This is a genomic window from Bradyrhizobium sp. 2S1 (assembly GCF_011516625.5).
In the GTDB taxonomy this organism is placed as follows: Bacteria; Pseudomonadota; Alphaproteobacteria; order Rhizobiales; family Xanthobacteraceae; genus Bradyrhizobium; species Bradyrhizobium septentrionale.
Genome location: NZ_CP147717.1, coordinates 2,593,412 through 2,618,957, shown reverse-complemented (window position 1 = coordinate 2,618,957; position 25,546 = coordinate 2,593,412). Strand labels below are relative to the sequence as shown.

Annotated in this window: 26 protein-coding genes and 2 pseudogenes; 18 read left to right on the top strand and 10 right to left on the bottom strand. The window is 64.6% G+C overall.

Going from position 1 to position 25,546, the window contains the following annotated elements:
- Nucleotides 1-3: 3 nt before the first annotated feature.
- A pseudogene (locus HAP54_RS52460) lies at nt 4-1,425 on the bottom strand (diguanylate cyclase domain-containing protein); the annotation flags it as partial.
- Between the two features lie 330 nt (nt 1,426-1,755).
- Between HAP54_RS52460 and HAP54_RS12370 the strand changes: the two are divergent.
- Both HAP54_RS12370 and HAP54_RS12365 read left to right on the top strand, forming a co-directional pair.
- Nucleotides 1,756-2,702 (top strand): IS630 family transposase gene (locus HAP54_RS12370; RefSeq protein ID WP_166300311.1). Its coding sequence is split into 2 segments (ribosomal slippage): nt 1,756-2,095 and nt 2,095-2,702, totalling 948 coding nucleotides; the frame shifts between segments, so codons are not numbered across the junction.
- A gap of 94 nt (nt 2,703-2,796) precedes the next feature.
- Nucleotides 2,797-3,563, top strand: a pseudogene (locus HAP54_RS12365) (IS5 family transposase).
- Nucleotides 3,564-3,629: 66 nt separating this feature from the next.
- On the opposite strand, the gene HAP54_RS12360 reads toward HAP54_RS12365, so the two are convergent.
- The 3 genes from HAP54_RS12360 to HAP54_RS12350 are packed head-to-tail and all read right to left on the bottom strand — an operon-like array spanning nt 3,630 to nt 5,296.
- Nucleotides 3,630-4,130 carry a PaaI family thioesterase gene (locus HAP54_RS12360; RefSeq protein ID WP_312022740.1) on the bottom strand — a complete coding sequence of 167 codons (501 nt, stop codon included), beginning with the start codon at nt 4,128-4,130 and terminating at the stop codon, nt 3,630-3,632.
- Nucleotides 4,127-4,933 carry a crotonase/enoyl-CoA hydratase family protein gene (locus HAP54_RS12355; protein WP_166300309.1) on the bottom strand — a complete coding sequence of 269 codons (807 nt, stop codon included), beginning with the start codon at nt 4,931-4,933 and terminating at the stop codon, nt 4,127-4,129. Before HAP54_RS12355 ends, HAP54_RS12360 begins: the two co-directional genes overlap by 4 nt.
- Before the next feature lie 12 nt (nt 4,934-4,945).
- Nucleotides 4,946-5,296, bottom strand: a complete 351-nt coding sequence (locus HAP54_RS12350) for a hypothetical protein (RefSeq protein WP_166300307.1) — start codon at nt 5,294-5,296, stop codon at nt 4,946-4,948.
- Nucleotides 5,297-5,388: 92 nt separating this feature from the next.
- On the opposite strand from HAP54_RS12350, the gene HAP54_RS12345 reads away from it, so the two are divergent.
- The 3 genes from HAP54_RS12345 to HAP54_RS12335 all read left to right on the top strand — a co-directional run bounded on the left by HAP54_RS12345 (nt 5,389) and on the right by HAP54_RS12335 (nt 7,234).
- A complete protein-coding gene (locus HAP54_RS12345) occupies nt 5,389-5,925 on the top strand; it encodes a TetR/AcrR family transcriptional regulator (RefSeq protein WP_166300305.1) in 537 nt (178 codons plus the stop codon).
- 46 nt (nt 5,926-5,971) lie between these two features.
- Nucleotides 5,972-6,169 carry a Trm112 family protein gene (locus HAP54_RS12340; RefSeq protein WP_029080935.1) on the top strand — a complete coding sequence of 66 codons (198 nt, stop codon included), beginning with the start codon at nt 5,972-5,974 and terminating at the stop codon, nt 6,167-6,169.
- 150 nt (nt 6,170-6,319) lie between these two features.
- Nucleotides 6,320-7,234: an alpha/beta hydrolase family protein gene (locus HAP54_RS12335; RefSeq protein WP_166300303.1), complete on the top strand. Its 915-nt coding sequence runs from the start codon at nt 6,320-6,322 to the stop codon at nt 7,232-7,234.
- A gap of 111 nt (nt 7,235-7,345) precedes the next feature.
- Here the strand turns inward: HAP54_RS12335 and HAP54_RS12330 are convergent, their stop codons facing one another.
- On the bottom strand, nt 7,346-8,566 hold the full coding sequence (locus HAP54_RS12330) for a ubiquinone biosynthesis hydroxylase (protein ID WP_166300301.1): 1,221 nt from the start codon (nt 8,564-8,566) through the stop codon (nt 7,346-7,348).
- A gap of 212 nt (nt 8,567-8,778) precedes the next feature.
- On the opposite strand from HAP54_RS12330, the gene tesB reads away from it, so the two are divergent.
- A complete protein-coding gene (tesB, locus tag HAP54_RS12325) occupies nt 8,779-9,639 on the top strand; it encodes an acyl-CoA thioesterase II (RefSeq protein WP_166213056.1) in 861 nt (286 codons plus the stop codon).
- Between the two features lie 30 nt (nt 9,640-9,669).
- Here tesB and HAP54_RS12320 read toward each other — a convergent pair whose 3' ends face one another.
- Nucleotides 9,670-10,230 (bottom strand): GYF domain-containing protein, encoded by a 561-nt coding sequence (locus HAP54_RS12320; protein ID WP_166300299.1) that lies wholly within the window; start codon nt 10,228-10,230, stop codon nt 9,670-9,672.
- A gap of 127 nt (nt 10,231-10,357) precedes the next feature.
- Nucleotides 10,358-11,248, bottom strand: coding sequence for a DUF4339 domain-containing protein (locus tag HAP54_RS12315; protein ID WP_166300297.1), 891 nt, complete (start codon nt 11,246-11,248; stop codon nt 10,358-10,360).
- A 330-nt stretch (nt 11,249-11,578) separates the two neighbouring features.
- Here HAP54_RS12315 and HAP54_RS12310 point away from each other — a divergent pair, with 330 nt between their 5' ends.
- From HAP54_RS12310 to HAP54_RS12275, 8 genes are all read left to right on the top strand, one after another.
- Complete coding sequence (locus HAP54_RS12310; protein WP_029080941.1) at nt 11,579-11,917, top strand: P-II family nitrogen regulator; 339 nt, start codon at nt 11,579-11,581, stop codon at nt 11,915-11,917.
- Nucleotides 11,918-12,016: 99 nt separating this feature from the next.
- Nucleotides 12,017-13,339, top strand: coding sequence for an ammonium transporter (locus tag HAP54_RS12305; RefSeq protein ID WP_166300295.1), 1,323 nt, complete (start codon nt 12,017-12,019; stop codon nt 13,337-13,339).
- A gap of 59 nt (nt 13,340-13,398) precedes the next feature.
- Nucleotides 13,399-13,713, top strand: coding sequence for an ArsR/SmtB family transcription factor (locus HAP54_RS12300; protein ID WP_029080943.1), 315 nt, complete (start codon nt 13,399-13,401; stop codon nt 13,711-13,713).
- The gene (locus HAP54_RS12295) at nt 13,710-14,066 is read left to right on the top strand and encodes an SRPBCC family protein (protein WP_166300293.1); all 357 of its coding nucleotides are present in this window, start codon (nt 13,710-13,712) and stop codon (nt 14,064-14,066) included. Before HAP54_RS12300 ends, HAP54_RS12295 begins: the two co-directional genes overlap by 4 nt.
- A gap of 38 nt (nt 14,067-14,104) precedes the next feature.
- The gene (locus HAP54_RS12290; RefSeq protein ID WP_166300291.1) at nt 14,105-14,710 is read left to right on the top strand and encodes an ATP-dependent Clp protease proteolytic subunit; all 606 of its coding nucleotides are present in this window, start codon (nt 14,105-14,107) and stop codon (nt 14,708-14,710) included.
- A 316-nt stretch (nt 14,711-15,026) separates the two neighbouring features.
- Nucleotides 15,027-15,365 carry a P-II family nitrogen regulator gene (locus HAP54_RS12285; protein ID WP_029080945.1) on the top strand — a complete coding sequence of 113 codons (339 nt, stop codon included), beginning with the start codon at nt 15,027-15,029 and terminating at the stop codon, nt 15,363-15,365.
- Nucleotides 15,366-15,404: 39 nt separating this feature from the next.
- On the top strand, nt 15,405-16,853 hold the full coding sequence (locus HAP54_RS12280) for an ammonium transporter (RefSeq protein ID WP_166300289.1): 1,449 nt from the start codon (nt 15,405-15,407) through the stop codon (nt 16,851-16,853).
- A 211-nt stretch (nt 16,854-17,064) separates the two neighbouring features.
- Nucleotides 17,065-17,469, top strand: a complete 405-nt coding sequence (locus tag HAP54_RS12275) for a GFA family protein (RefSeq protein ID WP_050401313.1) — start codon at nt 17,065-17,067, stop codon at nt 17,467-17,469.
- 286 nt (nt 17,470-17,755) lie between these two features.
- On the opposite strand, the gene HAP54_RS12270 is transcribed toward HAP54_RS12275, so the two are convergent.
- The gene (locus HAP54_RS12270; protein ID WP_166300287.1) at nt 17,756-18,229 is read right to left on the bottom strand and encodes an NUDIX hydrolase; all 474 of its coding nucleotides are present in this window, start codon (nt 18,227-18,229) and stop codon (nt 17,756-17,758) included.
- Nucleotides 18,230-18,409: 180 nt separating this feature from the next.
- Here HAP54_RS12270 and HAP54_RS12265 point away from each other — a divergent pair, with 180 nt between their 5' ends.
- The 4 genes from HAP54_RS12265 to HAP54_RS12250 all read left to right on the top strand — a co-directional run bounded on the left by HAP54_RS12265 (nt 18,410) and on the right by HAP54_RS12250 (nt 24,089).
- A complete protein-coding gene (locus HAP54_RS12265) occupies nt 18,410-19,636 on the top strand; it encodes an aminotransferase class I/II-fold pyridoxal phosphate-dependent enzyme (RefSeq protein WP_166300285.1) in 1,227 nt (408 codons plus the stop codon).
- A gap of 16 nt (nt 19,637-19,652) precedes the next feature.
- Nucleotides 19,653-22,118: a DNA translocase FtsK gene (locus tag HAP54_RS12260; protein ID WP_166300283.1), complete on the top strand. Its 2,466-nt coding sequence runs from the start codon at nt 19,653-19,655 to the stop codon at nt 22,116-22,118.
- A 100-nt stretch (nt 22,119-22,218) separates the two neighbouring features.
- A complete protein-coding gene (locus tag HAP54_RS12255) occupies nt 22,219-23,052 on the top strand; it encodes an outer membrane lipoprotein carrier protein LolA (RefSeq protein ID WP_166300281.1) in 834 nt (277 codons plus the stop codon).
- A gap of 221 nt (nt 23,053-23,273) precedes the next feature.
- The gene (locus HAP54_RS12250; RefSeq protein WP_166300279.1) at nt 23,274-24,089 is read left to right on the top strand and encodes an exodeoxyribonuclease III; all 816 of its coding nucleotides are present in this window, start codon (nt 23,274-23,276) and stop codon (nt 24,087-24,089) included.
- Between the two features lie 164 nt (nt 24,090-24,253).
- On the opposite strand, the gene HAP54_RS12245 is transcribed toward HAP54_RS12250, so the two are convergent.
- Together HAP54_RS12245 and HAP54_RS12240 are read right to left on the bottom strand one after the other, a co-directional pair.
- Nucleotides 24,254-24,694 (bottom strand): cyclic nucleotide-binding domain-containing protein, encoded by a 441-nt coding sequence (locus tag HAP54_RS12245; protein WP_166300277.1) that lies wholly within the window; start codon nt 24,692-24,694, stop codon nt 24,254-24,256.
- 57 nt (nt 24,695-24,751) lie between these two features.
- Complete coding sequence (locus HAP54_RS12240) at nt 24,752-25,438, bottom strand: response regulator transcription factor (protein ID WP_016841446.1); 687 nt, start codon at nt 25,436-25,438, stop codon at nt 24,752-24,754.
- Between the last annotated feature and the right edge of the window lie 108 nt (nt 25,439-25,546).

Below are 25,546 nucleotides of genomic sequence, written 5' to 3'. Positions count from 1 at the left end.
CAGGACCTCGTCGGAATCGGTGCCGTCGCGCGGTGCGATCGCAATGCCGATGCTGGTCGTGGTAGTCACGCGATGATCGCCGAGATCGATCGGCTCGCTGAGCGCCTTTCTGATCTTCTCGGCAAGCAAGCCCGCTTCCGCGACCGGATCGGTGACGTAGTCGATCACTGCGAACTCGTCGCCGCCGAGCCGCGCGATCAGTGTGGTTTCGCTGACGCACCTGTGCAGCCGCGCGGCCACCGATTTGAGCAGCGCGTCGCCCGCCGGATGCCCGAGCGTGTCGTTGACGTCCTTGAAGCGGTCGAGATCGAGCATCAGCACCGCGATGCTCGGTCCGCCGCACCGGGCGCCGGAGAGCGCCTGTTCCATCCATTCCTTGAGCAGCACGCGATTCGGCAGGTCGGTCAGCGCGTCATGCTGCGCCATATGGGTGATCTTGGCCTCGGAGCGCCGCTGCTCGGTGACGTCGCGATGCGTCGCCACCCAGCCGCCGCCGGGCATCGGCTGCCGCGTCACGCAGATCAGCCGGCCGTCGGCAAGCTCGTCGACCCGGCTGCTGATCTCACCCGCCGGCAGCGCATTCAATGTCGCGAGCACCTGTGTCGCGGCGCTGTCGCTGGTCTCGCCCTTGAGGATGCCGTTGGCGATCCGATGCGTGATGATCTCGCGGTGGGCCGTACCGGGCAGCAGCAGTTCAGGCGGCAGCCGGTACATCTTGGCGTAGCGGTCATTGCACACGACGAGGCGCTTCTCCGCATCGAACATGCAGAGACCCTCGCCCATGTGGTTGATCGCCGTATCCAGCCGGAACCTGTGTTCCTCCAGCTCCTTCTGCGACGCCTCGACCTGCTGCCGCGCCAGCGAAAGCTGGCTGATGATCTCCTCGAAGCGGCGGGTGCGCAGCGCCAGGCGGCGATCCGCGAGTACGCCGACCAGGCTCATCCCGAGCACCGAAAGCGCCACGCCCGCGATCACGATGGCGAGGAAGGCCGGAGAGAGCGACAGCGCCGCAGGGGCCTGCAGCGGATCCGGAACGATCTCGACCGCGCCCATCGCCGTGAAATGATGCAACACGATCGCAAGCGTCAGCAACAGCGCCGCGGCGAGCGACATCCAGCGGTCCTGATGGCGGACCGCGATCGCCAGCGCGGCATAGCCGAACAGCATGCCGAGCACGACGGAGGCCGCTACGAGGTCGAGCGACCAGACCACATGGCCCGGCACTTCGAGCGCCCACATTCCGAGATAGTGCATGCTGGCGATGCCGGCGCCGATCACCGCGCCGCCGACCGGCGCACGCCACCGGCTGGGGTCGCTGGCGGCAAGGCCAAGGCCGCATGATGTCAGCATCATCGCCGCAGCGAGCGACAGCGCGGTCTGGACGATACCATAGCCGGTCGGCACGCCCGGCTCGTAGGCGAGCATCGCGATGAAATGCGTTGCCCAGATGCCATAGCCGATCGCAGCACCTGCGATCGCGATCCAGATCAGGCGCGTCCTCGCCTGCGTGGCGATTGCACGATGGAAGATGTTGACCGCAACGATGCTGGCAACGAAACAGACCAGTCCGGCGAGCAGGACGAGCCGCCAGTCATGCTCACCTGAAAGGCACGTAAGAACACGAAACATGCATCGGTCCATGGTTGTCCGCGCAGACACGCTAGAGCATTTTCCGACCGGAATGAATCGGGTGGGGATTCCCAAAACGGCGCGAGTCAGATTCAAGCTGCATGCTGGCGAGGGAGGCCAGCATGTATGGCCAGGGCGCTTTCGGTTGATCTTCGTCAAAGGGTGATAGCCGCGATTGACGGTGGCATGTCCTGTCGACAGGCTGCTGAGCGCTTTGGTGTCAGCGCGGCCAGTGCGATCCGCTGGCGCGGTCGCCTCAAGGAAGTTGGCGACATCGTTCCTAAACGCCAGGGCGGTGACCGCAAATCGCAGCGCATCGAAGCGCATTCGCAATTGATTCTGGAGGCAGTGACAGCGAAGCCGGATATCACGCTCGCCGAGTTGCGAGAACTGTTGAAACGTCGTGGAATATCGACTGGCATCGCGTCGCTCTGGCGTTTTTTCCAGCGCAGAAAGATCACACTTAAAAAAAGACAGCGCACGCCGCCGAGCAACGGCGCGGCGATATAAATGCCGCGCGTGAGGAGTGGTTCGAAGGGCAAATCGATCTTGACCCTGAGCGTCTCGTCTTCATCGACGAAACCAGCGCCAACACCAAAATGGCGCGGCTTTACGGCCGCTCGCCACGCGGCGAGCGATGTCGTGCAGCTATCCCACACGGACATTGGAAGACGACGACATTCACCGCTGGATTGCGCTCCGACGGTCTGATCGCGCCGATTGTTCTGGACGGTCCAATGGATGGCGACGCTTTCCTGGCCTACGTCGAGCAATTGCTCGCCCCATCGCTGCGGCCGGGCGATACCGTTATCATGGACAACTTGCCCGCTCACAAGGTCCATGGCGTTCGAGAGGCCATCCGGGCGGTCGGAGCAAGCCTGCTCTATCTTCCGCCCTACAGTCCAGACTTCAACCCGATCGAAATGGCCTTCTCTAAACTGAAAGCCCTGTTGCGGGCCGCCGCAGCGCGCACCATGCCCGATCTCTGGCAAGCAATCGCCAACGCTCTCAAGCGCTTCTCACCCGAGGAATGCCAAAATTATCTCGTCGCGGCTGGTTACGACGCAACGTGATCGGAAAATGCTCTAGGTGGTGTGGACTCTAAGGATTCCCTTTTAGGAGCAAATCAGATTCAAGGCTGCTTTTGGGGAGGCCGCCTTGGGTGTGATGGACCGTTTGGTATTGAGCGACGCGGCGTGGGAGCGGATAGCGCCGCTGATCATAGGGCGCCCCGATCAGAAGGGCTCCACCGGGCGCGACAACCGGATGTTCGTGGAAGGTGTGCTGTGGATCGTGCGTACGGGGTCTCCCTGGCGCGATCTTCCGGAGGTGTTTGGGGACTGGAACAGCGTGTTCCGGCGCTTCAGTCGATGGAGCATCAAGGGTGTTTGGTGGCGGATCTTCGAGGCGATGTCCGATGATCCGGACTTCGAATATCTGATCGTCGATTCCACCATCGTTCGGGCGCATCAGCACGCCGCCGGCGCCAAAAAGGGGGGTCTGAAGATCAAGCGGAAGATCAAGCGATCGGCCGCTCGCGCGGCGGCCTGAGCACCAAGATACATATGGCCGTTCGAGGCTTGGGATGTCCGGTGCGGTTCACGCTCACCGCAGGTCAGAAGGGCGATGCACCGCAAGCCGCCGCATTGATCGAAGGCTTATCCGCCGAGGTCGTCATGGCCGATACGGCCTATGACGCCGATCACTTGCGCCAAGCCATCGCCGCCAAAGGCGCGCTCGCCGTGATCCCCAACAACCCGTCACGCGCGCTCAAATATCCACTCGACAAGCATTTCTATGCCCAGCGTCATCTCGTCGAATGCTGCTTCTCAAAGCTCAAGCAGTTCCGCCGCGTCGCAACCCGCTTCGAAAAAACGGCCCGGAACTACCGGGCCGTCGTCACTCTCGCAGCCATCGTTCTATGGATGCGCTAGTGTCCACACCACCTAGGCCGATTGAATGTCTATCTCGATAATTTTTCTCAACTTTCGGTAGCATGGTTATCCGCGCGTAAGCCGATTCCCCACCGAAATTGATAGCTCCATCAATTTCGCACCCATACGGCAACCGGACACCTCAACCGTCCAGCGGAACCAACACGGTTTCACACCGGTTGCGACCAGCGACATCTCGCCCAGCTCGTTCTCCGCAAGCAGTTCCGCGCGCGCAAAGACCTGCCTGCGTCCCGCGCGCAGCGTGGTGCCCTTGGCGATGAAGCAGCGGCCCACGGCAGGCTTGAGACAATTCATCGAGAAATGCGATGCGGTGACGGAACCCGCGATCGACGCCGCGGCAAAGCCGCAGGCGGTGTCGAGCAGGGCCGCGATCATGCCGGCGTGTAAATGTCCCGCATATTGGGTGAGATCGTCGCGCCAGGGCATGCGCAGTTCCACCGCGCCGGCACCGGCGGAGACCACCTCGAAACCGGCCAGTCGGTTGAAGGCCGCCGACGCATTGGTCGCAATGAGACGTTCGAGATCGAATCCTGGACCAGTGGTCACGCAAAGCTCCATTGCGGCGGCCGTCGCCCGAGATTCGCCCTGACGGCCTCGATGTGATTGGGCGCGCCGAGCAGAAGCGCTTGCTCGGCGGTCTCGGCTGCGAGCCCGGTCGCCGCATCGCTATCAGCGGCCAGGTTGAGCAGCCGCTTGGCGGCGCGGATCGCGTCCGGGCTGCGGTCCGCGATCGCACGCGCCGTCTCCAGCGCGGCCTCGCGCGGCCGCTCCGCAATTCGCGTGGCGAAGCCGTAGCCAAGCGCTTCCTCGGCGGAGAACACGCGCGCGGTGTAGGTCAGTTCACGGACCACGTCCTCGCGCGCGAGATGGCGCATCAGCTGCGTGCCGGCCATGTCGGGCACCAGCCCCCATTTGGCTTCGATGACGGCAAGGCGCGTGCCGGGCGCGAGGTATCTGACATCGGCGCCGAGCATGAGCTGGAAACCGCCGCCGAAGGCGATGCCGTGGACGGCGGCAATCACCGGCACCGGCAGCTCGCGCCAGAGCCACACCAGATGCTGCGCGAAATTGGCGATGCCGTGCGTCCGCCGGCCGAGATCGGCGAAGGGCAGGATGGATTCGCCCTCGGTCGTCGCGACCAGGCGCTCCATGTCGAGGCCGGCGCAGAAGGCCTGGCCTTCGCCGGACAACACCACGGCGCGGACCTGGCGATTGTCCGCCAGCTGCGCACCGGCGTCGGCGATCGCGGTAAACATCGCGGGATCGAGCGCATTGAGCTTGTCCGGGCGGTTCAGCCTGACGTCGGCGACGCCATCGGCGATGCTCACGCTGACGCGATCATTGGTCATGATCGCCCCTCGCTAATAGCCGGCGGCCGCGAGCGCCACGACCGCGCTCATCGCCATCCAGCCGAAATGCCGGCCGCGCGTCGCCAGCGCGTTGGCCAGCGCGGCGAAGCCGAACACGACGGCGAGCGTCGCCACGATCCAGTGCCGCGCGGCATCCGACGCCATCGTAGGCGCTACGATCAGCAGCACGCCGCCGCCGATCCAGGCGACGGTGCCGGCCTGATAGACCAGGCGGAGCAGGAAGCGCAGCCGCGGCGGCTCGATCGTGGCGCGCGCGAACACCTTGGTCTCGCCGAGCACGCCATGGATCAGGCTGACCACAATGGCGAGGACGCCGGCACCCTGAAGCAAGAGATCACGCATCGGATGTCTCCATACAGTACTGTATGGATATGACACCGGCCGCTGGCGCCTGTCAATACAGTTGTGTATGGTCGGCGCGCGGACGGGGAACCATGACGGAACAGCTGTCAGTCAAGGACTGGCTCGATCAGGGCCTGAAGACATTGGCAAGGACCGGCTTCACGGCGCTGAAGGCCGAGCCGCTGGCCAAGGTCATGGGGGTGTCGCGCGGCAGCTTCTACTGGCATTTCGCCGACATCGCCGCCTACCGCAGCGCGATCCTCAGCTATTGGCGCGAGGTCGCCGCCGAGCAGGTGATCGCCGAGCTCGAGACCATCCCGAAAGGCGACGAGGCGCTGGCGCTGTTGCTGCGCCGCGCCTTCTCGGCGCGGCTGGCGCTGGAACGCGCGGTCCGCAGCTGGGCCACCGTCGATGCCGAAGCGCGCGCCGCCGTGCTGGAGGTCGACCAGCGCCGGATCGGCTACATCGAGACCCTGCTCCGGCAGGCCGGCTTCCCCGACGACGTGGCGCGCGGCCGCGCGCAGATTTTCTACTGGGCGTTCATCGGCTATGCGCTGTCCGAACAGGCGCTGCCGGAGGCGCGGCAGCAGGCCGCAATCGACGAGCTGTTGCGCATGGCGAAGCGCTGACAGCCGGTATTTGCCTGTGCTACACGATGGCTAGCCGGAGACCGCAATGAATTCCACGACCGACCATCTCGACAGCACCGCCGATCCGAAGCTGCTCGAAATCCTGGTGTGCCCGATCACCAAGGGGCCACTGGAATTCGACGCCGCGCGGCAGGAACTGATCTCGCGGTCCGCAAAACTCGCCTATCCGATCCGCGACGGCATCCCGATCATGCTGCCGGAAGAGGCGCGCAAGATCGATTAGAGCGTTTTCGAGCGAAGTGGACGCCGGTTCGCGTGAAGAAAACGCGTCAAACCAAGAATCTAGAGCATGATCCGGAAAAGTGTGAAGCGGTTTTCCTCGCGACAAACGCGGAGCGTTTGCGCGGAGATCATGCTCCGATAAGAGGACCAAATGCGCATCCTCGTCACATGGCTGCTGCTGCTCGTCTCACTGGCGAGCGCCGCAGCTGACGAGAGCAGGCTGCGCATCGGCCCCATTGACGCGGTGCTGACGGTCCCGCCTGACATCGCAAAGCCGCCGGTGGCGCTATTGATCGCCGGCTCCGGCTCTACCGATCACGACGGCAACGGGCCGCAGCTCAAGCCGGCAACGCTGAAAAAACTCTCCGAGCAGCTGGTCGCGCGCGGCATCGCGACGCTGCGCTACGACAAGCGTGGCGCCGGCGAATGGAAGAAGGAATTCGGTCGTCCCGAGGACTTTCGCTTCAAGGACTTCGTCGGCGACGCGGCGGCGCTGATCGACTATCTGCGCGGCAGCGGCCGGTTCTCTCGCGTTGCGGCGGTCGGGCACAGCGAGGGCGGCCTGGTCGCGATCCTCGCCGCGCAGCGCGGGCCGGTCGACCGGCTGGTGCTGCTGGCAACGGCGGCGCGCAAGCAGGGCGACCTGCTGAAGGCGCAGCTCGATAAGCAGCTGCCGCCGGACAAATTCGCGCCGATCGGAAAGGCCATCGATGACATCATGGCCGGGCAGATCGTCGACCCGCCGCCGGCGGCGCTTGCAATCTCGCCCGCGATGCAGCCCGCGATCGCATCCGGCTTTACCGAGGATCCGATCGATCCGATGCGAAAGATCACCGGGCCGACACTGATCATCGCCGGCGGCCGCGATCATCAGCTGGCGCGGCTCGACTTCCTCGCGCTCACCACCGCCGACGTCGCGGCCAAATCATTGTGGCTGCCGGATATGAACCACGTGCTGGTCGACGTCACCGACTCGACCGACGATGTCGCGAGCTACAATCAGCCGGAACGGCCGCTCGACCCCGACCTGATCGACGCGGTGGCGGGATTCATTTCACAGAAATGATGGTGGCGTCTCGGAGCCCGGATGGAGCGCAGCACAATCCGGGGCCGCTCCATCTGCGCAGACACTGTTCCCGGATTTCGTTACGCTGCATCCTACGGTACCGCGCAAGCCTTACAGCGCCTCGCCCTTCAACAGCCGCGGCACCTCGCCGGACAGGCCCGCCGCCTGGCGGATGAACATCTCCTTCAACGGCGGCGCGCGGTCGACGAGGCCCAATCCGATGTCGCGCACGGTGCGCAGCAGCGTCGATTCGTTGGAGAACAGGAAGTTCAGCGAATTGGTGGCAACGCCCATCGCCATCGTGTCGAAGCGCCGCCAGCGCTGATAGCGCTCGAGCACGTCGGCCTGTCCGAGATCGATGCCGAGCCGCGCCGCATCGACCACGACCTCGGCCAGCGCCGCGACATCCTTGAGGCCCATGTTGAGCCCCTGCCCCGCGATCGGATGGATCACATGCGCGGCGTCGCCGATCAGCGCCAGCCGTTCGCCGATGAAGGAACGCGCGACGAAATAGCCGAGCGGAAACGCGCGCGGCTTGTCGAGCGCTTTGATCTCGCCGAGATGCAGGCCGAAGCGCTGCTCGAGCTCGGCGTGGAATTCCGCCTCGCTCAACGCGATGATGCGCGCTGCGTCCTTGCGGGTCTCGGTCCACACCAGCGATGAGCGATTGCCGGTCAGCGGCAGGATCGCGAACGGGCCGGCCGGCAGGAAATGCTCCTCGGCGCGGCCGTGATGCGCGCGCTCATGCCCGACGGTGACGACGATGCCGGATTGATCATAGTCCCAGCCATGGGTCGCAATCCCGGCGCGCTCGCGCAGCTTCGACCGCGCGCCGTCGGCTGCAACCAGCAGGCTCGCATCGATCACGGTGCCATCGGCCAGTGTCACGGTGACGCCATCGGGCCGTGACTCGAAGCTCGACACCGCGGTGGCGCGCAGCTCGACGCCCTCGGCCTCGGCGCGAGTCGCCAGCGCATCGATCAGATAGCGGTTCTCGACCATATGGGCGAACGGCTCGCCGGGCTCGACATTGCCGGCAAAGGTCAAGAACACCGGGCGAGTCGCATCCTCCAGCTTGGAGTCGGTCACGACCATGTCCGTGATCGGCTGCGCGGTGGGCGCGACCTGCCCCCAGACCCCGAGCGTCTCGAACAGCCGCCGGCAGGCCGCCACGATCGCGGTCGCGCGCGGATCGCGGCTCGGGCGCTGGCTGAGCGCCGGATCGGCCACAACGACCGGGATGTCCGGCCCAAGCCCCTGGCGCAACGCCACGGCCAGCGCCAACCCGGCAAATGCGCCCCCGCAGATGACAATACTACGCTGTGCCGACATGCCCTTCCTTTACGCGCCCTGCGCTCTCAGACTGTGCTTGCTACCTGATAATAGCTGGGCGAAACAGGGGGCAGAAACAAGCCCGGCTGTCATTCCGGGGCTCGCGGAGCGCGAACTAAGGTGCGCAATTGCGCATCGGGGAATCTCGAGATTCCGGGTTCGATGCTGGCGCATCGCCCCGGAATGACGCCGAGACGACAACGAAAGCCCCCATGTCCAAGAGCCTGATCGACCTATTGTCCATCCTCGATCTCGAGCAGCTCGAGGTGAATTTGTTCCGCGGCAACAGCCCGAAGACGAGCTGGCAGCGCGTGTTCGGCGGCCAGGTGATCGGCCAGGCGATGGTGGCGGCCTGCCGCACCGTCGAGGGCCGCCTGCCGCATTCGATCCATTGCTATTTCATCCTGCCCGGCGATCCGCAGATCCCGATCATCTACCAGGTCGAGCGGCTGCGCGACGGCAAGAGCTACACCACCCGCCGCGTCACCGCGATCCAGCACGGCAACGCGATCTTCTCCATCATGGTGTCGTTCCATGCCGACGAAGAGAGCAACTTCAACCATCAGGAGAAGATGCCCGACGTGCCGCCGCCGGAGAAGCTGACCGCGGAGGAAGTCTCGAAGCAGCCGATGTTCAAGGAGATGCCGGAGTTCATCCGCCGCTACTACGAGAGCGACCGGCCGATCGAGCTGCGCCCTGTCGAGCTCGGCCGCTATTTCGGCCAGAAGATCGACGACGGCCGCATCCATGTCTGGATCCGCACCGCGGCGAAACTGCCCGACGATCCGGCGCTGCACCTGTGCGCGCTGGCCTATGCGTCGGATTTCTCGCTGCTCGACGCTGTGATGGCGCGCTACGGCCGCACGCTGTTCGACAGGCGCATGATGCCGGCGAGCCTTGACCACGCGATGTGGTTTCACCGCCCGTTCCGCGCCGACGAATGGCTGCTCTACGCGCAGGATTCGCCGAGTGCGCAGTCAGGCCGCGGCCTGACCCGGGGCTTGATCTTCAAGCCCGACGGCACGCTGGTGGCGTCCGTCGCGCAAGAGGGCTCGGTGCGCGAACGCAAATAGAGATTGCGCCACGCCGCCTCGTCCGCGCGATCAATCGTGCCCGGTGTCGCGCGGCACAAATGCGATTCGAAAGTCGCTGTAGTTCTTTTCGAACGCCATCCGCAGGCAGACAATCGACCAGACCACGCCAACGACGGCGCCGGCCAGGCTGCTCATGGTTTTTGTCAGGGATGGCGGCGCACCGAACAGCCTCAACCCAAAGCCGATGAAGAATCCGAGCACAAAGCCGATCACGACTGATCCGAGAAACGACCGCCAAAGAAACAGCCAGTAGAACTTCAGCAATCTCCCGAGGGTGATGTCCAGTTCCTGGATTTTTCCCGTCCCCAGGGTTTGGTCCAGCGAGGCGTCACCATTGCCGAATGATGGATCCAGCCGGGCCGCGCCTTGACCGAAGGGCTTCGTTGGCTGTGGCGCGTTGTTCAGGAGACCGGGGACGTCACCGGCTTTGGTCCAGCTCGACATCCCTTCGCTCCAGACCAGCGTATCCGCGCTCACCTTTCGCCTGGCGAAGAGGTTGCGGAGTTCAGCGTCCGAACACGGGCCCTTTTGCTGGCCTTCGGATGCATAAAACCAGGATCGGTTCGACATTTCGTTTCCTCGAGGCGGACGCACCAGCGGAAACAGGCCAGCGGGACCGTTGGCGGGGGTGAGAAAGTCGGCATTCCGCGAGCGCCCCTCTCCCCGCAAGGACGAAGAGAGGGAGCGCCCCGCGAGCTTACGCGTTGGCGTAGGCGCCGCGCTCGGTCAGCGCGAATTGCGAGATGATCCAGTTCGCGTACCAGCGCAGCACCCACGGAATCGGGATCAGGAAGCTGCAGCCGACCGCGAACACGATGGTGCGCCACAGCACCTCGAGCCCGGTCGCATTGAAGGTGACCTCGCGGCGGGTGCCTTCGATGTTGCGGCAGATCCAGCGCATCCAGGCGGTCATCACCCAGGCCCAGCCGATGATGGTGATGGCCGAGATCACCATCAGCACATACCAGCCGACATAGACGGCCGGGCTGCCCTTGAACGAGATCGGCAGCTCCTGGCCGTTCGAGCTGAGGCGGCCCGTGATCCAGCGGACGATCATCCAGCTCAGGAAGCCCTGCACCACCAGGGAGAGCAGCGAAACGATCGTGCTGTTGGCCGTGCTGGAGTAGGTCAGCAGGCCGAGGATGATAAAGACGTACCAGATGTCGAGCGGCTGTCCGGTGAAGCCGAGATTCGGCCGGCCCGGCACGCGGATGTGCGGAATGGACCAGCGATACAGGGCGATCGCGGTCCACGGCGCGGGGATCACGAAAATCTGGCCGATGAACATCAGGAGGCTGCGTCCGAACAGGCCCCAGATCGGGAAATCGGCCGACAGCGCGCCTCCGCTGTAGCTTCCGGATGCCACCACCGGCGGCGGTCCGGCCTGCGGAAACGCCGGCGGCGCGCCCGCCGCGCTCGGAACCAGGCCCGGGATCTCTCCGGCCTTCTGCCAGCCGGCCATGCCCTCGGTCCACACCAGGGTATCGGCCCCCACCATGCCACGGGTGATCAGGTCGCGGAGCTGAGCTTCAGGCAAAGGGCCCTTCTGCTGGCCTTCGGATGCATAAAACCAGTTTCGGTTCGACATTTTCTGTTTCCTCGGGGCGCGAGTGCACGCGCTGTGGCGAGAACAGGCCAGCAAGGACCGCTGGCCGGGGCGGGAAAGCCACATTGTGGCCGAGCGTTTCCATTCCGTACAGTGACGGCGCTCACCCGCTGCGCATGTTTTCCGCTTCAAGCTGCAACTTTTTTGTGCCATTTGCCCAGAAAGCTGCCAGATTTGGCGGACGCGAAATGCCGGCCCCGGGATGGCAATTTGCCGTTCCGGGCGGTGGCACGTGCAGGCCCACCGGTACGGCACGCGCCGGCTCGGGGACGGGCGTACACGGAAAACCTCAAGGGAATGAAGGCCTGAGCCATGAAACTCGTCGTCGCGATCATCAAACCGTTCAAGCTCGATGAGGTACGCCAGGCGCTGACCGCGATCGGCGTTCACGGCATGACGGTGACCGAGGTGAAGGGCTATGGCCGCCAGAAGGGCCATACCGAGATCTATCGCGGCGCCGAATATGTCGTGAATTTCCTGCCCAAGCTCCGGATCGAGATCGCCGTCGATACCGAGCTCGCCGAAAAGGCGGTCAGCGTCATCACCCAGAACGCCCGCACCGGCCAGATCGGCGACGGCAAGATCTTCGTGACGCCGATCGACCACGCTCTGCGCATCCGCACCGGCGAGACCGACAACGACGCGCTCTGAAGCATAAATCGAGATCGCCGCCGGCAACGACGCCGGCGCGCGCCAAATCCACACGCCAATAAATCACGTCAAGAAACCACGACACGCCGGGGAATAATGATGGGGGCACGAACTCTTCGTGCAGCGATATCCGCTGCGCCGATCAATGCTGCAATCCTGTTCGCATGGGCCACGCCGGCCTTCGCGCAGGATCCCGGCGCCAACGCCTCCGGCATCAACCCCGCCGACACCGCCTGGATGATCGTCGCCACCGCGCTGGTGCTGATGATGACGATCCCGGGGCTTGCGCTGTTCTATTCCGGCATGGTGCGCAAGAAGAACGTGCTGGCGACGATGGCGCAGAGCCTCACGGCCGTTGCGATCGTCTCGATCCTCTGGGTCACCTTCGGCTATTCGCTGAGCTTCGTCGGCGACGGTCCATGGCTCGGTTCGCTCGACCGCTGGTTTATGGCCGGCATCACCATCGACAGCGTCAATCCGGCGGCGAAGACCATCCCCGAAGCGCTGTTCATGCTGTACCAGATGACGTTTGCGATCATCACCGTGGCGCTGGTCGCAGGCTCGGTCGCCGACCGCATGCGGTTCTCCGCCTATGTGCTGTTCTCGATCGGCTGGTTCGTCTTCGCCTATGTGCCGCTGGCGCATTGGGTGTGGGGCGGCGGCGTCCTCGCCCAGATCGGCGTGTTGGATTTCGCCGGCGGCCTCGTCGTGCATCTGTCCGCCGGAATCAGCGGCCTGGTCGCGGCCAAGGTGATGGGCAAGCGGCACGGCTATGGCAGCGAGAATCTGTCGCCGTTCGATCTGTCGCTCGCTGTGATGGGCACCGGCCTGCTCTGGGTCGGCTGGTTCGGCTTCAATGGCGGCTCGGCACTATCAGCCAATTCGCGCGCGGTGATGGCGATCACCGCCACCCATCTTGCGGCATGTGCGGGCGCGCTGACCTGGGGCGCGATCGAATGGGCGACGCGTCGCAAGCCCTCGGTGCTCGGCATGATCTCGGGTGCGGTCGCAGGGCTCGGCACCATCACCCCGGCATCCGGTTTCGTCGCGCCGTGGCACGGCATCATCATCGGCATCATCGCCGGCCTCGTCTGCTTCTGGGCCTGCACCTGGCTGAAGCATCGCTTCCAGTATGACGATTCGCTCGACGTGTTCGGCGTCCACGGCATCGGCGGCCTGACCGGCACGCTGCTCGCCGGCGTTTTCGCAGCGTCAGCGATCGGCGGCACGGCCGGCCTGCTCGAGGGCAACCCGAACCAGCTCCTGATCCAGCTCTACGGCGTCGTCGCCACGCTGGTCTGGTGCGGCGGCGTCACCTTCGTGCTGCTGAAACTGGTCAGCGCCTTCGTCCCGCTGCGCGTCTCGATGCAGCAAGAGCTCGAGGGCCTCGACATCTCGCAGCACGGCGAGGCGCTGCAGTAGGCGCCCGCTTCAGCCAGTTCAGGCTTGCGCGACACATAAGTACGCGCTTATGTGTTGCCATGGTCGACACCGATATCTTCAAGGCACTGGCCGATCCGACCCGCCGCAAGGTCTTCGAGAAGCTGGCAGGCGGCAGTCTGAATGCCAGCGCCTTGCGCGACGGACTTCAGATCAGCCAGCCGGCGATGTCGCAGCATCTGGCGGTGCTGCGCGCGGCGGGGCTGGTGCGTGAACAGCGGCAGGGCCGCTTCGTGAATTATGAAGTCGACCCGGACGGGATCGCCAGCATCGGGACCTGGCTTGCCCGCTACCGCGCCTATTGGCCGAAGCGCATCGAAGCGCTCTCCGATCTGTTGAAGGACATGGATCAATGAGCGACACAGTTGAGCCTGAGCACGCCGACGCCGCCCTTGTCCTCGAATACGAACTCGATGCGCCGCCCGAAAAAGTATGGCGCGCGGTGACCATTCCAGCGCTGCGCGAACGCTGGCTGCCCGATTGCGATCTGTCCGCGGCCGAACCCGAATCGTCGGTGGCGGGCGAAGAAGTGCGCTATCGCCTGCGCGATTCCAGGCCGCCGTTTCGCGAAAGCCGCGTCACCTTCCGGATCGAGCCGAACGAGGCCGGCGGCACCCGGTTTCGCATCATCCAAGAGGCCTGCGACGAGCGCGAAAGGCGGCCGCGCGCAGCCAACAGCAACGGCCGCTGCCTGATGCGCGCGGCCTGATCACAAGCTTCATCATCTACTGACATGGGAGGTCGCCGATGCGCGACATGATGCAACTCGTCCCTATGGTCGTCGAGCAGTCGGCGCGCGGCGAACGGTCCTTCGACATCTATTCCAGGCTCCTGCGCGAACGCATCATCTTCCTCAACGGCGAGGTCAATGATGCGATGTCCGGACTGGTCTGCGCCCAGCTTCTGTTCCTCGAGGCTGACAACCCGAACAAGCCGATCAACCTCTACATCAACTCGTATGGCGGCGTGGTCACCAGCGGCCTTGCGATGTACGACACCATGCAGTTCATCAAGGCGCCGGTGCACACGCTGTGCATGGGCACCGCGCGTTCGATGGGATCGTTCCTGCTGATGGCCGGCGAACCTGGTCACCGCGCGGCGCTACCGAACGCCAGCCTCCACGTGCATCAGCCGCTCGGCGGCTTCCAGGGTCAGGCGTCCGACATCCTGATCCATGCCACCGAGATGCAGGCGACCAAGCGGCGAATCATCCGGCTTTATGCGCAGCATTGCGGGCGCTCCGAGGCCGATGTGGAACGAACGCTGGACCGCGATCACTTCATGTCGGCAGAGCAGGCGCTCGAATGGGGGCTGATCGACAAGGTCTTCTTTGCAGCGCGGGACGCCGCCTAATGGCCCGGCAACACCTTATTTAAATACCTATCGCTGCCCCGCTGCTGGGCAGAATTGTGTCCGGACCCTGACCTGCACTCGAATTAGACAGACCTGATTATATTTTAGGCGCGACGGAATAGCGCAGGGGCACATTCCTCCCGCAAAGCGGGAAAAGGTCCGGATTCATAATCCATTAGCGAAGTCCGGCCGTTTGGCACGGCATTTGATTCTAAGGGTCCCGGCTGTGCCCGCGTAGTGGAAGTCCTCCGCGTGGTGAACCTCAGTCGAATCTCCCGGCGTTCGTTCGCGCCGGGCCCAAGCGGGGATAGGACTCATGAAAATTGTTATGGCGATCATTAAGCCATTCAAGCTGGAAGAGGTCCGTGACGCCCTGACCGCCATTGGCGTTCACGGTCTCACGGTGACGGAAGTCAAAGGCTACGGCCGCCAGAAGGGGCACACGGAAATCTATCGGGGCGCCGAATATGCCGTGAGCTTCCTGCCCAAGATCAAGATCGAGGTCGCAGTCGCCTCCGATCAGGTCGACAAGACCATCGACGCCATCACCTCCGCCGCCAAGACCGGACAGATCGGTGACGGCAAGATCTTCGTCATCAGCCTCGAGCACGCCGTGCGCATCCGCACCGGCGAGGCCGATGCCGCGGCCCTCTGATTTCGCGCTCAAACCTTAAGACCTCAGGAGTGAAATAACATGACGTTCAAGCGTCCCTATGGCGCGGGACTGGCGGCCCTCGCAGTCGGCCTCTTCGCCGCGACCGCCGCCTACGCCGAGCCAACCGTCAACAAGGGCGACAACGCCTGGATGCTGACCTCGACGGTGCTCGTGCTGTTGATGACCATCCCCGGCCTTGCGCTGTTCTATGGCGGCCTGGTCCGCTCCAAGAACATGCTCTCGGTGCTGGCCCAGGTGTTCTACACCGTCTGCATCGTCACCGTGCTCTGGGCCCTCTACGGCTACAGCCTCGCCTTCACCGGCGGCTCCGACTTCATCGGCGGCTTCTCCAAGGCCTTCCTGATGGGTGTCACGCCGGACTCCAAGGCTGCGACCTTCTCGGTCGACGCCAACATCTCGGAACTCGTCTATATGTGCTTCCAGATGACCTTCGCGGCGATCACGCCGGCCCTCATCGTCGGCGCCTTTGCCGAGCGCATGAAGTTCTCGGCCATCGCGCTGTTCATCCCGATCTGGGTCACCGTGATCTACTTCCCGATCGCGCACATGGTCTGGTACTGGCCGGGCCCGGACGCGATCCAGGATGCCGCCAAGGCGCTCGCCGCTGCGGCTGACGGTGCGGCCAAGACCGCGGCGCAGGCCAAGCTCGACGAGATCAACGCCGATGCCGGCTGGATCTTCAAGAAGGGTGCGATCGACTTCGCGGGCGGCACCGTCGTGCACATCAACGCCGGCATTGCCGGTCTCGTCGGCGCGCTGCTGATCGGCAAGCGCACCGGCTACGGCAAGGAGCTGATGGCTCCGCACTCGCTGACCATGACCATGATCGGCGCCTCTCTGCTCTGGGTCGGCTGGTTCGGCTTCAACGCCGGTTCGAACCTCGAAGCCAATGGTGGTGCTGCGCTCGCGATGACCAACTCCTTCGTGGCCACGGCCGCGGCGGCGCTGGCCTGGATGTTCGCGGAATGGATCATCAAGGGCCATCCCTCGCTGCTCGGCGCGCTCTCGGGCGCGGTCGCAGGCCTCGTCGCGGTGACCCCGGCGGCCGGTTACGCCGGTCCGATGGGCGCCATCGTGCTCGGCCTCGTGGTCGGCGTGGTCTGCCTGTTCTTCTGCACGGTCGTGAAGAACGCGCTCGGCTATGACGACTCGCTCGATGTGTTCGGCGTCCACTGCGTCGGCGGCATCATCGGCGCGCTCGGCACCGGCATCCTGGTCAACCCGGCGCTCGGCGGTGCAGGGATCATCGACTACACCGCGATCCCGCCGAAGGTTGCCGATTACGACTTCGCGGCGCAGATGATCTCCCAGGTTTGGGGCGTCTCCACCACGCTGGTGTGGTCGGGCATCGGCTCGGCGATCCTCTACAAGTTCGTCGACGTGATCGTCGGCCTGCGCGCCAACGTCGAGACCGAGCGTGAAGGCCTCGACATCACCGAGCACACGGAGCGCGCCTACAACATGTGAGTTCTCCCGGGGCGCGACCTCCCCAAGCGGTCGTTCCCAGAACTACGGTTCGGGCACATACCCGGCAATGTCCGGACCGTTGAGGGGCTCCAGCGCAAGTTGGAGCCCCTTTCTTTTTTCGTCCGCTTGAGAAAATAATGTCGGAATTGCCTGCTATTGTGGAAAGATAGGCCACGGACAGCAAAACCGACAACAAAAACGGGAGGACGTCATGAAGGTACAAGGCAGGTGTTATTGCGGCAACGTGCGCTATGAGGCCGAGGGCGAACCGATGATGGCGGCGCAATGCCTGTGCCGCGAATGCCAGTACATCACCGGCGGCGGACCGAACATGTTCATGGCGATGCCGACCACCGGCTTCAAATACACCGCCAGCGAGCCCAAGCAGTTTACCCGCAAGGACCTCGAGCGCGCCGTGACGCGCGAGTTCTGCCCCGAATGCGGCACGCATCTCGTGACCAAGGTGCCCGGGCTGCCCGCCACGATCCTGAAGGTCGGCACCTTCGACGACCCCAGTGTGTTCACCCCGCAGATGACGATCTACACCTGCGACAAGCAGACCTTCCACCATGTGCCCGATGGCAAGCCGTCGTTCGAGAAGCTGCCGGCGCGGTAGTCGCCAGACATCCGCGGCTATGCAGCGCAAACCTCCCCTTGAAAAGGGGAGGTCGCTTTGCTCGTCAGAGCAAAGCGGGTGGGGATTTGCTCTTTCCACATACACGGTCGCCTGCGGCTGACCCCCATCCCGACCTTCCCCCTTGCAGGGGGAAGGAGAGGACAGACCGTGACTCGCGGCACGAGCGACCGCGCATAGGCTCCACAGGTTCAAGCCGCATCGCGCGCGTGCTCGACGCGGTCGCGGCCAGATTTCTCGAATGCGGCACAGTGTCCGGCGAGCCTCGTCAATCGATCAGGACTTCCTCCGCGCGCAGCTCGCCGGGTGCGCCGTCGCGCAAATATCTTTCAAGGATATCGGCGAGCGACAGCGGTGTGAGCCGCTCGCGCGCTTCGGAGAGATCAGCAACCCGCCACCAGCGGAAGCAATCGAGCACTTTCGCCTCGACCTTGTCGGCCATCACAGGTTCGAATCTGTCAGCGTGAACGATCCGGTATTGTTCCTTCTGGGATATCCGCCGGCCGCCCCAATTGAAGGTGTGGTGACGCCGCCAGACGGCAGGGCCGGGCGCGAATTCGGTCAGCCCCAATTCCTCGGCCAGTTCCCGCTTCAAGGTCGCTTCCGGCGTCTCGTCGCCCTCGATGCCGCCGCCCGGTGCGATCCAAAAACTGTCGCCGCCGTGCGGCGGGCGAATCCGCATCAGCAGGACTTCGCGTTGCGGCGCGATGATCAGGGCCCTGATGGCGCGGCGGTGAATCATGTCTCGGTGCAATTTCGGTGCGGTTCTGCGGGGCCAGTGCTGATATCACGCGCCGGCACATCGTGCCGCGCCGCCGATGGTTAATCGCGTCTTAACCTCGCCCTATCTATGGTGATTTGATCGGTTTACGGTCGGCTCCCCCTCACCCCCGACCGCAGTGAAAGTGCTGGCATTTCAACCATGGCAATGACCGCCTCATCCGGCCTGGCGCAGGGCGCCGGCGATGTCGCCTCCGCCGGCCAGGCCGAGCGTTCCCCGTTCTTGCGTACGACCGAGCTGCTGGCGCCGTATCAGCCCGCCAAGCCCTTGATTACGCTGTCGTTAGGCGAGCCACAGCACCCCGTGCCCGAGTTCGTCGGGCCGGTGCTCGCCAAGCACACCGCCGAGTTCGGCCGCTACCCGATCGCCAAAGGCATCGAGCCGTTCCGCCGCGCGGTCGCGACCTGGCTGGGAAGCCGGTTCCAACTGCCGCGGCCGGTCGATCCGGAGAGCGAGGTGATGGTGCTGAACGGCAGCCGCGAGGGGTTGTTCTTCGCCGCAATCACTGCGTCGCGCTACGTCTCGGCGCGCAAGGGCCGGCCGGCGATTCTGATGCCGAATCCGTTCTATCCGGCCTATGGCGCCGGCGCCCGCGCCGCCGGCTGCGAGCAGATCTATCTGCCGACCACGCTCGCCAACGGCTTTCTGCCCGACCTTGATTCGATCGACGAGGCGACGCTGGCGCGCACGGTGGCGTTCTTCATCGCCTCGCCCGCCAATCCGCAAGGCTCGGTCGCCTCGCGCGCCTATTTCACGCGGCTGAAGCAGCTCTCCGATCGCCATGGCTTCATCATCCTGAGCGACGAGTGCTATTCGGAGATTTACACCCGCGAAGCGCCGGGCAGCATTCTGGAATGTGGCGGTCCCGACTTTACCAATGTCGTTGCGTTCCAGTCGCTGTCGAAGCGCTCGAACCTGCCGGGCATGCGCGTCGGCTTCGCCGCCGGCGATCGAAAGTTCCTGGCCGCGTTCCACGAGCTGCGCAATGTCGCCGCACCGCAGGTGCCGGTGCCGCTGCAACATGTCGCGGTCGCCGCCTATAGCGACGAGGCGCATGTCGAAGAGAATCGCAGGCTGTATCGCATCAAGTTCGATTTCGCCGACCAGATCCTCGGCAACCGCTACGGCTACAAGCGTCCCGCCGGCGGCTTCTGCGTCTGGCTCGACGTCTCGGATCGCGGCGGCGACGAGGCCGCGGCGGTCAGGCTCTATCGCGACGCCGGCGTCCGCGTGATTCCCGGCAGCTATCTGGCGCGCGAGCAGAACGACGGTTCCAATCCGGGCGCGGGCTATATCCGCCTTGCGCTGGTCTCCGACAGTGAATCGACGGCCGAGGCGATGCATCGCCTGGTCGAAACCCTGGGTTAATCGCGAAGCGCGAAGATTGAGTATGCCTGCGATCGAACGTGTCATCCCCCTGGTCGGCCATCTGCCGCTCTCGCTGCGCGAGGCACTGGCACGGCGGCTGCGCGAACTGACCGGGCTCGGCCTGATCGCGCTGTCCGGCGCCATCACTGCCGCGCTGATGACCTGGTCGGTGCAGGATCCGTCGCTGAGCCACGCCACCTCGCGCGCGATCCGCAACGTGCTCGGCTATCCCGGTGCGATCGGCGCCGACCTGTTGATGCAGATCCTCGGGCTCGGCGCGATCATGCTGCTGCTGCCGGTGGCTGTCTGGGGCTGGCGGATGCTGACGCATCGTCCGTTCGACCGCGAGGCCTTGCGGCTCGGCTGCTGGATCCTGTGCACGGTGATCGCGGCGGGCTTTGCCAGCTGTTGGCCGCACAATACTTCATGGCCGCTGCCGACCGGGCTCGGCGGCGTGGTCGGCGACGCGCTGCTGCGCGCGCCGGCTGTGGTGTTCGGTCCGCCCGGCTTCATCTATCGCGTCGTGCTCGGCCTGATCCTGTTCGTCGCGATGGCAGCAGCTTTCCTGTTCGCCTGCGGCTGGGGCGCCAAGGAGCAGGACGACGAGCTGACGCCGATCACCGATGACGACGAGCCGTTCGTCGAGGAAGAGGACAGCGACCGCAGCTCGGTCTCGCTGGGCTGGCTGTTCCACGCGGTGATGAGCACCAAGGCACGGCTCGGCTGGTTGTTCACCACCGCCTACAAATCGCTGGTGTCGAGCGGAGCGCAGGGCCGCACGGCCGCGTTCGAGCGCCAGGAGCCCGATATCGGCGGCCGCCGCACGGCGCCCTCGATCGCGCCCGCCGCTGAAGACGACGATCATGACGAGGACGAAGCTCACACCTTCGACGACGAGGAGGAAGCTCCCGCCGCCCGCGCCCCGCGCAAGAAGGCCGAGCCGAAGCCGAAGAAGAAGAATTCCGACAAGTTCGAGCTGCCGTCGGTCTCCGTGCTCAGTGCGCCGAAGGCGAGCGACCGCCAGCCACTGAGCAAGGCCGAGCTGGAAACCAATTCGCGTGCGCTCGAAGGCGTGCTGCAGGACTTCGGCGTGCGCGGCGAGATCGTCAAGGCCAATCCTGGCCCGGTCGTCACGCTGTACGAGCTCGAGCCCGCGCCTGGCATCAAGTCGTCGCGCGTGATCGGGCTGTCCGACGACATCGCGCGTTCGATGAGCGCGCTGTCGGCTCGCGTCGCCGTCGTCGCCGGCCGCAATGCGATCGGCATCGAGCTGCCGAACGCGCATCGCGAGAAGGTCTATCTGCGCGAACTGCTGGTCGCCAAGGAGAGCGTCGATTCGGTGGCAAAACTGCCGCTGTGCCTCGGCAAGACGATCGGCGGCGATCCCGTCATCATCGACCTTGCGCGCACACCGCACATGCTGATCGCCGGCACCACCGGCTCGGGCAAATCGGTCGCGATCAACACCATGATCCTCAGCCTGGTCTACCGGCTGCGCCCGGATCAGTGCCGCCTGATCATGGTCGACCCGAAGATGCTCGAACTCTCCGTCTATGACGGCATCCCGCATCTGTTGACGCCCGTCGTCACCGATCCGAAGAAGGCGGTGGTGGCGCTGAAATGGGCCGTGCGCGAGATGGAAGAGCGTTACAAGCGCATGGCCAAGCTCGGCGTGCGCAACATCGACGGCTACAACCAGCGTCTCGTCGAAGCCAAGGGCAAGGGCGAGGAGCTGACCCGCACCGTGCACACCGGCTTCGACAAGGAGAGCGGTAAGGCGATCTACGAGGAAGAGAAGCTCGACCTCGAGCCGCTGCCCTACATCGTCATCATCGTCGACGAAATGGCCGACCTGATGATGGTCGCCGGCAAGGACATCGAAGGCGCGGTGCAGCGCCTCGCGCAGATGGCGCGCGCCGCCGGGTTGCATGTGATCCTCGCCACGCAGCGTCCGTCGGTCGACGTCATTACCGGCACGATCAAGGCGAACTTCCCGACCCGCATCGCCTTCCAGGTGACGTCGAAGATCGACAGCCGCACCATCCTGGGCGAGATGGGCGCCGAGCAGCTGCTCGGCCAGGGCGACATGCTCTATATGGCAGGCGGCGGCCGCATCAGCCGCGTCCATGGCCCGTTCGCATCCGACGAGGAAGTCGAGAAGGTGGTGCGTCACCTCAAGACGCAAGGCCAACCCGAATACCTCGAAGCCGTTACCGCGGAAGAGCCGACCGACGAGGACGGCGCCGTGTTCGACGCCACCGGCATGGGTGGCGACGGCGGCGGCGATCTGTTCACGCAGGCGGTTGCGATCGTCAAGCGCGACCGCAAGGCGTCGACCTCCTACATCCAGCGCCGCCTGCAGATCGGCTATAACCGCGCCGCCTCGCTGATGGAGCGGATGGAACTTGAGGGCATTGTCGGCCCGGCGAATCACGCCGGAAAGCGCGAAATCCTGGTCGGGGAAGAAGAAGGCCAGTTCTGATCGGGGACGATCATCACGGAAAAACCATATCTCCCTCGGAAGAGGCGGGATAAAATCCGACCAAGCGGGACGAGCGTCGAACAGAGACCTGACATATCTGATGGCAAATTACCTCATTGACCGCGGCATGCGCACCGCGCTGGCTGTTCTCGCCGCCGCCGCAATCGCCGGCGCCGCAACCGCGCAGAACACGCCGGCGCAGAAGCCCGCACCCAACGCGGCACCGAAGGCTGCGCCGAAGGCCAGGGACGCTGCGAAGGATGCCGGCGCGCAGACCAATGCGGACAAGGGCCCGACCACCACCGGCGCCACCCAAGCACCGCCGAACCCGGTGATTCCCGATCCGCGCCGCAACGTCCCCGCCAACATTTTCCAGACCTTCGACGCCAACCAGAAGGCACAGGCCGCCAAGGTCTCGGCCTATCTGTCGTCGCTGCAAACGCTGGTCGGGAATTTCGTCCAGGTCGGCCCCGACGGCACCAAGACCAAGGGCGATTTCTACATCCAGAAGCCCGGCAAGCTGCGCTTCGAATATGACGATCCGAGCCCGATCGAGGTGATCGCCGACGGCTCGTCGGTCGCGGTGCGCGACCGCAGGCTCGCCACCCAAGACGTCTATCCGCTGTCGCAGACCCCGCTGCGCTATCTGCTGTCGGACCGCATCGACCTGATGAAGGACACCAACGTCATCAGCGTCACCGCCGATGACGTGTTCGTCAGCATCACCATCGAGGAGAAGCAGGCGCTGGTCGGCACCAGCCGCTTCCTGCTGATGGTCGGCGCCAAGGACGGCAAGCTCAAGCAGTGGACCGTCACCGACCCGCAAGGCTACGACACCACAGTTGCGGTCTACAATCTCGACGCGACGCAGAAGCCCGATCCGGGGCTGTTCAAGATCGACTTCACGACCTATCCGGGCTCGTCGCCGGGCTAGCCATTTCTTCTCCCTCGCCCCGCTCTTGCGGGGAGAGGGTTGGGGTGAGGGGCTATCTCCACACAAATCCGAAAGTCATGAGTACGCGGTGCGTCCCCCTCACCCGGATCACATTGCGCTTCGCTCCATGCGATCCGACCTCTCCCCGCAAGCGGGGCGAGGTGACCTCCTGTGGACAACGCGCCAATCCGCCGCGAGAACCGTGCTAAGACGCGGTTCTCATGCGGTTCTCCGTCACCACCTGGAACATCAACTCGGTGCGCCTGCGCATCGACATCGTCGCCAAATTCCTGAAGAGCGCGCGGCCGGATGTGCTGTGCCTGCAGGAGACCAAATGCATCGACGATGCGTTTCCGTTGAAGCGCTTCAAGCGGCTCGGCTATGAGCACGTCGCGCTGAACGGACAGAAGGGCTATCACGGCGTCGCCATCGTCTCGCGACTGCCGTTCGAGACGACCGACATCCGGACGTTCTGCGACAAGATCGATTCGCGGCACATTTCGGTGTCCTTCGGAGAAAAGGCGCAGCTCGCAAAGCCTGTGGTGCTGCATAATTTCTACGTGCCGGCCGGCGGCGACATTCCCGATCCCGCGCTCAATCCGAAGTTCGAGCACAAGCTGCAATTCCTCGACGAGATGAAGGCGTGCGAGCCGCTGCATCCGCGCGGCGACGATCGCCACATCCTGGTCGGCGACCTCAACGTCGCGCCGCATGAGAACGACGTGTGGTCGCACAAGCAGCTCTTGAAGGTTGTCTCGCACACGCCTGTTGAAACCGAGAAGCTGCTCGCGGCGCAAGCGCATGGCGAATGGTTCGACATCGCGCGCGAGCGAATCCCGATGTCGGAAAAGGTCTACACCTGGTGGAGTTACCGCGCCGCCGACTGGACCGCCGGCGACCGCGGCCGCCGGCTCGATCACATCTGGGTCTCGCGCGCGCTGAAGGATCACGTCAGCGACTTCAAGATCACCCGCGACGCCCGCGGCTGGGAGCGCCCGTCGGATCATGTGCCGGTGACGGCGGTGATGGAGGTTTAGTTCTCGGTCAGAGCCGCAACTGTGTTTCCGTCACCCTGAGGAGCGCGCCCTTGCGCGCGTCTCGAAGGGTCGACGGCCACCAGCCGGGCCGTGCATCCTTCGAGGCTCGCAAGGGCTCGCACCTCAGGATGACGGGTCAGAGAGATGGCGCCCAACGAGGATAGCTACGTGCTCAGCTTCCCGCCTGCGATCAGAATATCGCTCGCGAGCTGGCTGGTGCGCAGCGCGAGTTCGTCGCGCAGCCGGCGTGCGGCGGCGGGGTCGCTTTCCAGCACGCGCTGGAACAGGCTGCGCGCGATGCGGATCACCGAGCCGCGCTCCAGTGCGGTGGCGGTCGACGGCCGCTTCATCGCGACGATCAAAGCGAGCTCGCCGATCAGCGCGCCGGGGCCGGCGATGATTTCGGCGCCACCTTCCTCGACCCGAAAGGTGCCGCGCTGCACGACATAGCCGGCATCGGCGGCGTCGCCGACCTTGAACAGCACCTCGCCTGCATTGAAATCACGTTGCTCGGAGCCGATCGCCAGCATGCGCAAGGAGCTGTCGCCCAACAGACGCATCGTCGGGACCTGCTCGAGCAGGGCTACGTCATCATCGATCGACATTCAGGGCCGGTAACCGCGGTGCGCCTCGATTTCACGAATCGTTGAGCGCGAAGCGTATCACGGCACCAGCTTGTAGCCACCGGCTTCCGTCACGAGGATTTCCGGGTTGGCGGCGTCCTTCTCGATCTTCTGGCGGAGGCGGTAGATGTGAGTTTCCAGCGTGTGGGTGGTGACGCCGGAATTGTAGCCCCAGACTTCCTGGAGCAGGGTCTCGCGCGACACCGGCATCTGGCCGGCGCGGTAGAGGAAGCGCAGGATCGCGGTTTCCTTCTCGGTCAGCCGCACCTTCCTGGCATTGGCGCCGGTCAGCATCTTCGAGCCGGGCCGGAACGAGTAGGGGCCGACCGAGAACACCGCGTCCTCGCTGGCCTCGTGCTGGCGCAGCTGCGCTCTGATCCGGGCCAGCAGCACCGCGAAGCGGAACGGCTTGGCCACATAGTCGTTGGCGCCGCTTTCCAGGCCGAGGATGGTGTCGGAATCGGTGTCGTGGCCGGTCAGCATGATGATCGGGGCCTTGAAGCCGCCCTTGCGCAAGCTGCGGACCACTTCGCGACCGTCGGTGTCGGGCAGGCCGACGTCCATCAAGACCAGATCGGGGGAATTGGCTTTGGCGGCAGTGGCGCCCTTGGCGCCGGTGTCGACTGCGGAGGCTTCGAATTCCTCATGCAGGGACAGCTGCTCGACCAGCGTATCGCGCAGATCGGTATCGTCATCCACGATCAAGATCTTGCGGGCATTGGCCATAGGGTCATCCTTCGGGGGCGGGGCGGTCAGAAGCGGGCAGCGCTTACGGCCGTACGTAGGCTAGATACGCTCTCAGGTAGGCGATCATTACCGATTCACAAGGCAACG

Excerpts from the sequence above, each read along its gene's own strand:
- HAP54_RS12285 (WP_029080945.1), top strand. The coding sequence starts at position 15,027 with ATGAAAATTGTTATGGCGATCATTAAGCCATTCAAGCTGGAAGAGGTC.
- HAP54_RS12305 (WP_166300295.1), top strand. The coding sequence starts at position 12,017 with ATGGGGGCACGAACTCTTCGTGCAGCGATATCCGCTGCGCCGATCAAT.
- HAP54_RS12270 (WP_166300287.1), bottom strand. The coding sequence starts at position 18,229 with ATGATTCACCGCCGCGCCATCAGGGCCCTGATCATCGCGCCGCAACGC.
- HAP54_RS12355 (WP_166300309.1), bottom strand. The coding sequence starts at position 4,933 with ATGACCAATGATCGCGTCAGCGTGAGCATCGCCGATGGCGTCGCCGAC.
- HAP54_RS12335 (WP_166300303.1), top strand. The coding sequence starts at position 6,320 with ATGCGCATCCTCGTCACATGGCTGCTGCTGCTCGTCTCACTGGCGAGC.
- HAP54_RS12350 (WP_166300307.1), bottom strand. The coding sequence starts at position 5,296 with ATGCGTGATCTCTTGCTTCAGGGTGCCGGCGTCCTCGCCATTGTGGTC.
- tesB (WP_166213056.1), top strand. The coding sequence starts at position 8,779 with ATGTCCAAGAGCCTGATCGACCTATTGTCCATCCTCGATCTCGAGCAG.
- HAP54_RS12275 (WP_050401313.1), top strand. The coding sequence starts at position 17,065 with ATGAAGGTACAAGGCAGGTGTTATTGCGGCAACGTGCGCTATGAGGCC.
- HAP54_RS12330 (WP_166300301.1), bottom strand. The coding sequence starts at position 8,566 with ATGTCGGCACAGCGTAGTATTGTCATCTGCGGGGGCGCATTTGCCGGG.
- HAP54_RS12300 (WP_029080943.1), top strand. The coding sequence starts at position 13,399 with ATGGTCGACACCGATATCTTCAAGGCACTGGCCGATCCGACCCGCCGC.
- HAP54_RS12245 (WP_166300277.1), bottom strand. The coding sequence starts at position 24,694 with ATGTCGATCGATGATGACGTAGCCCTGCTCGAGCAGGTCCCGACGATG.
- HAP54_RS12310 (WP_029080941.1), top strand. The coding sequence starts at position 11,579 with ATGAAACTCGTCGTCGCGATCATCAAACCGTTCAAGCTCGATGAGGTA.
- HAP54_RS12295 (WP_166300293.1), top strand. The coding sequence starts at position 13,710 with ATGAGCGACACAGTTGAGCCTGAGCACGCCGACGCCGCCCTTGTCCTC.
- HAP54_RS12345 (WP_166300305.1), top strand. The coding sequence starts at position 5,389 with ATGACGGAACAGCTGTCAGTCAAGGACTGGCTCGATCAGGGCCTGAAG.
- HAP54_RS12280 (WP_166300289.1), top strand. The coding sequence starts at position 15,405 with ATGACGTTCAAGCGTCCCTATGGCGCGGGACTGGCGGCCCTCGCAGTC.
- HAP54_RS12290 (WP_166300291.1), top strand. The coding sequence starts at position 14,105 with ATGCGCGACATGATGCAACTCGTCCCTATGGTCGTCGAGCAGTCGGCG.
- HAP54_RS12340 (WP_029080935.1), top strand. The coding sequence starts at position 5,972 with ATGAATTCCACGACCGACCATCTCGACAGCACCGCCGATCCGAAGCTG.
- HAP54_RS12255 (WP_166300281.1), top strand. The coding sequence starts at position 22,219 with ATGGCAAATTACCTCATTGACCGCGGCATGCGCACCGCGCTGGCTGTT.
- HAP54_RS12315 (WP_166300297.1), bottom strand. The coding sequence starts at position 11,248 with ATGTCGAACCGAAACTGGTTTTATGCATCCGAAGGCCAGCAGAAGGGC.
- HAP54_RS12265 (WP_166300285.1), top strand. The coding sequence starts at position 18,410 with ATGGCAATGACCGCCTCATCCGGCCTGGCGCAGGGCGCCGGCGATGTC.
- HAP54_RS12240 (WP_016841446.1), bottom strand. The coding sequence starts at position 25,438 with ATGGCCAATGCCCGCAAGATCTTGATCGTGGATGACGATACCGATCTG.
- HAP54_RS12320 (WP_166300299.1), bottom strand. The coding sequence starts at position 10,230 with ATGTCGAACCGATCCTGGTTTTATGCATCCGAAGGCCAGCAAAAGGGC.
- HAP54_RS12250 (WP_166300279.1), top strand. The coding sequence starts at position 23,274 with ATGCGGTTCTCCGTCACCACCTGGAACATCAACTCGGTGCGCCTGCGC.